At 69.6% G+C, this 6,564-nt stretch carries 3 protein-coding genes; 1 reads left to right on the plus strand and 2 read right to left on the minus strand.

Features of this window, described 5'->3' with window-relative positions; translation table 11 throughout:
- Positions 1 to 612, plus strand: a complete 612-nt coding sequence (locus tag ACFWF3_RS19340) for a TetR/AcrR family transcriptional regulator (RefSeq protein ID WP_379314718.1) — start codon at positions 1 to 3, stop codon at positions 610 to 612.
- A 13-nt stretch (positions 613 to 625) separates the two neighbouring features.
- Here ACFWF3_RS19340 and ACFWF3_RS19345 read toward each other — a convergent pair whose 3' ends face one another.
- Together ACFWF3_RS19345 and ACFWF3_RS19350 are read right to left on the minus strand one after the other, a co-directional pair.
- The gene (locus ACFWF3_RS19345) at positions 626 to 1,054 is read right to left on the minus strand and encodes a holo-ACP synthase (RefSeq protein ID WP_378994563.1); all 429 of its coding nucleotides are present in this window, start codon (positions 1,052 to 1,054) and stop codon (positions 626 to 628) included.
- A gap of 11 nt (positions 1,055 to 1,065) precedes the next feature.
- A partial coding sequence (locus tag ACFWF3_RS19350; RefSeq protein ID WP_379314719.1) for an acyltransferase domain-containing protein occupies positions 1,066 to 6,564 on the minus strand: 5,499 nt, incomplete at its 5' end.

Raw genomic sequence — 6,564 nt, forward strand, 5'->3', positions numbered from 1 at the left:
GTGAGAGGTCACCTGACCAGTGACCCAACTGGTCAGGTCGCTCGGCCCCGGTCCTCGCGCGAGTTGCTGGTCGAGGTGGGTTTCGAGTCGTTCACCTGTGAAGAGGTCGCCCAGCGCGCCGAGGTGCCCATCGGCACGCTGTATCAGTTCTTCGCCAACAAGTACGTGATCGTCTGTGAACTCAATCGGCAAGACCTGGTTGCGGTTTCCCGCGAGTTGGCCGACTTCCACGGTGAAGTGCCCTCACTGGACTGGTTGCGGCACATGAACCAGTTCGTCGACCACATGGCGAACCTGTGGACCACCGACCCGTCACGGCGCGAAGTGTGGCTGGCGATGCAGTCGACCCCGTCCACACGCGCGACAGGCGCGTTGCACGAAAAGGAATTCGCCGCGGTCGTCTCGCAGATGCTGCGGCCGCTGACCCCGCGCACCCCGCGCGCCCGGCGCACGATGATGGCCGAAGTGCTGGTACACGTCGTGTATTCGATGCTGAATTTCTCGGTACAGGAAAACCAGTCGAATACCGACGCGGTCGCCGAACTCAAGCGCCTCATGGTGGCGTATCTACTGGTGGCGGAAAAAGAATCGCGAACCGCCGAGGAACACTAGCGGTTCGCGATTTCTAGCCCCGGCCGTCGATCAGATCGGCCAGTTCACCCGGGTCTTCCAGCACCACCATCGCCGCGGCGGTATCACCGTCGTGGGTCAGGGACAGGTGCACTCGGACGCGGGGCAGGAATTCCGCGGCGAGGCCGTGGAGTTTGATGCTGGGCCTGCCCCACGCGTCGTTGACGACTTCGATGAGCGGATACGGGTTGTCGCCGATCTGCGGACTGCGGGCGAAACGAGACGATGCCCAGGCTTTGAGCACCGCCTCCTTCGCGGCCCAGCGTGCGGCGAAGCTGCGGTCCGGGTCGGTCTGCTTGCTCTGGCAGTAGCGACGCTCACCAGCGGTGAATGTCTCCCTGAGCATGGTCGACCCGGGCCGTTGCAGCTGTTCGGCGAACTCGGAGATGGTCACCAAGTCCAAGCCGATACCGAGAATCGTCACAAAGCGGCAGCCTACGACGCTTCGGTCGGCTGCGGGGTGATTTGCCCGGTGCCGCAACCCCATCCGCTCGCGCTGTAGACGCCGTCGCTGTCCAGACGCGCCTGCGGCGAGAGCAGCATGTCGGCCTCGAGCTGACGGATCTGCTTGGCCGGCGTGCCGTCGGCGCCCAGTCGACGATCAGCGGGCTTCTCGTACAGTGCCGACCCGCCGCACATGGCCTCGGCGAACCGCTGCCTGCCCGCGAGCTGACGCGTCTGCGCCCGCTCCTGGTACTCCGCCCGCGCGGCCGGTTCGATCGCGGCCAGGAACGCCTGCGGATGCACCACCGCGAGCAGACCGGACACGTGACCGAAGCCGAGCGAGGTCACCAGACCCGCCTTCAGCGCGAACTTCTCGCCGAAGCGCAGCGGCTCACGCGCCCACACCAGGTGCGGGTAGCCCGCCATCTTCTCGTCGACGCAGTCCAGGCTCCGGTTCGGCGGCACCACACCGTTTTCCAGCACCTGGCACAGGCCGATGAGCTGGAACGCCGCCGCGCCGCCCTTGGCATGTCCGGTGAGGCTCTTCTGCGAGACCACGAACAGCGGGGCGCCCTCGGTACGACCCAGCGCGCCCGCCAGCCGCTCGTGCAGCTCCGACTCGTTGGGGTCGTTGGCCGCGGTGGAGGTGTCGTGCTTGGAGATCACCGCGATGTCGTCGGGGGTCACGCCGAGCTTGCGCAGTTCGGCCGCCAGTCGCGACTCGCTGCCGCCGCGCCCCGCACCCAATGCGCCGAGACCCGGCGCCGGGATGGAGGTGTGCACGCCGTCGGCGAAGGACTGGGCGAAGGCGACGACGCCGAGCACCGGCAGACCCATCTGCACGGCCACGTCACCACGGGCCAGCAGCACGGTGCCGCCACCCTGCGATTCCACGAACCCGCCGCGGCGGCGATCGTTGGCGCGGGAGAAGTAGCGGTCGCTGATTCCCTTGGCGCGCATGCTCGCCGAGTCGGCGGTGGCCGACATGTCACCGAAGCCGACGATGCCTTCGATACCCAGATCGTCGAAGCCACCGGCGACCACGACCTCGGCCTTGCCGAGCCGGATCTTGTCGACGCCTTCCTCGACCGAGACCGCCGCCGTGGCGCACGCCGCGACCGGATGCACCATGGCGCCGTAGCTGCCGACGTAGGACTGCACCACGTGCGCCAGGGCGACGTTGGGCAGTGCCTCCTGGAGGATGTCGTTCGGGCGCGGTTCGCCGAGCAGGTTGTCGACGTAGAGCGAGCGCATCGAGGACATGCCGCCCATACCGGTGCCCTGGGTGTTGGCCACCAGGCTCGGGTGCACCCAGCTCATCAGCTCGTCGGGGCTGAAGCCCGCGCCGACGAACGCGTCGACGGTGCAGACGATGTTCCACAGCGCGACCCGGTCGATCGAGGCGGCCATGTCGGCCGAGACGCCCCAGATGGTGGGATCCCAGCCGGTCGGGATCTGACCGCCGACCACACGCGACAGCTTCGCCTTGCGCGGCACCCGGATCTCGGTGCCCGCCTGACGAGTCACGGTCCAGTCGCTGGAATCGGCGACCGGCGCGATGACGGTGTGCTCGGGATCGGCGGTGTGGAAGGCGCGTGCCTCCGCCTCGCCTGCGACGGTGAACGACAGGTCCTGATCGAGGAACACCGAGGTGAGCAGCGGGGCCGCGTTGTCGAGCATCGCGCCGTCGTCTTCGTAGCGGCGCACACCGCAGCGTTCGACCACGGTGTCGTGGTAGCGCTGCGCGACCTCCGATTCCGGCACGAAGTCGCCGGATTCGGTGTCGTACCAGCCGGGCTTCGGTTCGTTCTCCCACCGGATCAGACCGGTGGTCCAGGCCAGCTCGAGCACGCCGGCGGCCGACAGTTCGTCTTCGACCTCCATCTCGAAGCGGGTGCGCGAGGAGCCGTACGGCCCGAGCTCACCGGCGCCGACGATCACGACCATGTCGCTCAGCTCCGCGGTGACCGGGGCCCATTCCGGCACCGGCAGTGCCGAACTCAGGGTCGGCGGGGCGGGCAGTGCGGCGATCGTCGCGACGGTGGCGGTTTCTTCGACCTTCTCGGCCGCGGCCTCCTGCGCCTGCTTGGCGAGCGCGGGCAGGTCGAGCTTGGCACGCGCCAGACCACCGGTGAGGTCGATCTGCTGCGGGCCGGTGATGGTCACCTGGCGGGCACGCGAGGTGCACCACTTGAGCAGTTCGTCGGCCATCTCGTCGGTCGACCAGGTGTGCACACCCGCCTTCTCGACGGCCTCGACCATGGGGTCGTTGTGGCCCATCAGCCCGGTGCCGCGCACCCAGCCGATCAGCGCGTGCACCAGGGTGACGCGTTCGGCCCAGGACTTCTCGGCCTTCCATTTCAAGACCACCGCGTCGAGGGCGGCCTTGGACTCGCCGTACGCGCCGTCGCCGCCGAACAAGCCACGGTTGGGCGAACCCGGCAGCACCACATGCAGTTTCGCGTCGACGTCGTGGTCGGCGCCGAGGGCCGACAGGCCGCCGATCAGCCGTTCCACCGACCACAGCAGCACGCGCATTTCCATTTCGGCCCGAGCGCCCGCGTCGGCGAGGTCACCGGCGACGCGCGGCGCCGCGAACGGCAGCAGCATCGTCGGGGTCATCGCGTCCTTGACCTTGATCTTGGCGCCGCCCGCGTTGTCGACCTGTTCGGTGCCGACCCAGTCGATCAGCGCGTCGAGGTCCTGGTAGGAGGCCATGTTGGCCGGGACCACCCACAGCGCCGCACCGTGGCGGGCGTTGTCGCGGTAGAGCGAGCGGTAGAACCGCAGCCGCTCGTCGTTGAGACTCGACGTGGTGACCACCACGGTCGCGCCGCCCGACAGCAGCTTGCCGGTGACCGCTGCCGCGATGGAACCCTTGCTGGCGCCGGTGATCACGGCGAGGTCGTCGGACCACAGACCTGGCTCGGTGGTGTCGAGCGCGGTCTTCGCGATCTGCGCGTACACCCCGGCCAGCACCGAACGGGCCTCGTGCATGGCCCGCTGCCGCCACCAGTTCGCCTGGGCGGCCACGGCTTCACCGGCGCCGGCGAATCCGTCGATCGACTGTTCCGCGGTGGTGGCGTCGTCGCCGAGCCACATCTTCGCGAGATCCTCGCGGGCGGTGGCCCACCGGTCGTCGATGAGAACGGCCTTGCGGGCGTCGAACGCGGGCGCGACCAGACGCGGCCAGTCCGAACCCAATTCGGCCGAGACGAGGTCCGCGAGAGTGTCGTCAGTCGCCTCGGGAGCGCTGATCTTCTCGCTGAGGCCGAGTTGTTCGAGTACCACCCGCGCCGCGGTGGCGAGCACGCCGTCGCGTCCGGTGATCTGCTCGGTGAACTCGCCGAGCGCCGCCGCGTCGACGGTGCCGCCTGCCGCGCCACCCGCCGAGGGCAACGAGACCGAGACACCGCGCCGTGCCGCCACGGCCTGCACGGCCGCGTCGATGGCGGCGTCGACCGATGCGGCATCACCGAGCGCACCACCGGCGAGACCGCCGAGGTCACCACCGCGCACGCTGGCGCCTTCGCGGGTGCCGAGCGAGACCTCCGCGGTGACGTGGCTGGCCCAGCCGTCGCCGAGTTCCCAGACCTTCTTGACCCGGTCGGCGATGGCGGCGGGCCGCTTGCCCGACGGTCCGAAGACCTTGCGCAGGTGGTCGCCGATGGAGTCGGTGAGCACGCTGCCGAACGGCTTGTAGGTGCGGGCCAGGCGTTCGACCGTGGCCGCCAGCGCGCCCATGTCGGCGTCGGCGGCACCGTCGATGGCGCCGAGGGACAGTTCGGCGCCGAGGTCGACGAGCAGTTGGTTGCGGCGTGAGGAGACACCGTCGCACAGGCCTTCGATGGTGTCGACCGGGCCGATCTGGTCCATCCGCAGCTTCGTCCACAGCGCGATGAGCACACGGGTGGCGTCGGCGGCGCTGAAGGCGATGTCGTCGGGGCGCGGGCCGCCGGTCGCCACCGGAGCGGCGGCGGCGACGGGTGCCGCCGCCGGTGCGGCCGCGGCTTCGACCGGGGTCTCGTCGATGTCGTCGACCGGGGCCGGATCGGTATCGGTGGAGTAGACGACCGCGGCGTCACGTTCGACGTTGACGACCTCCACGGTCGCCCCGCCGAACGCGGGCAGCTTCAGCGTCTGCGAGGCCAGGTTCGCCACCGTCGGGGTGGCGCCGAGGCCGATTTCGACGAAGCGCTCGACCCCGAGACCGCCGTGCGCGGTGTCGGTGAACAGCAGATCCTGGGTCTCGATCCAGCGCACCGGGCTGGCGAACTGCCAGGCCAGCAGCTCGATCAGCACCACCCGGCACAGCTCGGCATCGCGCGTGGCCCAGCTGTCGAAGTCGGCCAGCACGGCTACGAGCGGCTCCGAGGGCACGAGTTCGGCGATCTCGGCGAGGAACGCGCGATCCAGGGAGAACGGGCGTGGCACCAGGTTCGGAATGTAGCGTCCGACCAGGACTTCCGGGTGCACCTCGGCGGGCAGCAGCTGCTCGAGCTTGTGCCGGAACTCCGGCACACCGTCGCGCAGCACCGAGGAGTGGAACGGTACGTCGATGCCGGGCACCAGGATGAAAGCCCGCTTGCCACCGAATTCCGCACGGCGGCGATCGATTTCGGTCTCGAGCGCTTCGAGCCCGGCGACCGTGCCCGCGATGGCGTACTGGGAGCCGCGCAGGTTCAGGTTCACCACTTCGAGGAACTCGCCGGTCTCGGCGCCGATGCCGTCGACGAAGTCGATCACCTCGGCGTCGGGCAGCCCGATCTGCGACGGGCGGATAGCGGCCATCCGATAGTCACTGCGGCCCTGCGCGTCACGCGGCACGAGCTCGTGCATGGCCGAGCCACGCTGGAACACCACCTCGAGCACGGCCTCCAGCGGCAGCACACCGGCGACGGCGGCGAGGGCGTTGTACTCGCCGACCGAGTGACCCGCCAGCATCGCGCCTTCGACGAACGCGCCCGCTTCCCGCAGCTCGGCGACCTGGGCGACACCGAGGGTGGCCATGGCGACCTGGGTGAACTGGGTCAGGTGCAGCACGCCGTCCGGGTGCCGATGTTCGACACCGCGCGCCTTGAGGTAGGTCGGGTTGTCGCGCACCACCGCCAGGATCGAGAAACCGAGGGCTTCGCGGGTGTGCGCGTCGGCACGCTCCCACACCCGCTTGGCCGCCTTCGAGCGGGTCAGCGCGTCCAGGCCCATCCCCTTGCGCTGGATGCCCTGGCCCGGGAAGGCGTACACGGTCTTCGGGGCGGCGGTGCGCCCGGTCGCGGTCATGACCAGGTCACCGTCGACGCGGCAGGAGACCTCGACGATCTCGGCGCCCGCGTCCACCGCGATCCGCTCCACCCGCACGTCCACGGTCGCGCCGGGGCGCACCATGCCGAGGAACCGGGTGGTCCATGCCGTGAGAGTGCGTGCGGGAACGGAGCTTTCGGGATCCACGGCGACCACCGCGTGCTGGGCGGCGGCCGAGAGCCACATACC

The organism is Nocardia sp. NPDC060220 (assembly GCF_042727815.1).
In the GTDB taxonomy this organism is placed as follows: Bacteria; Actinomycetota; Actinomycetes; order Mycobacteriales; family Mycobacteriaceae; genus Nocardia.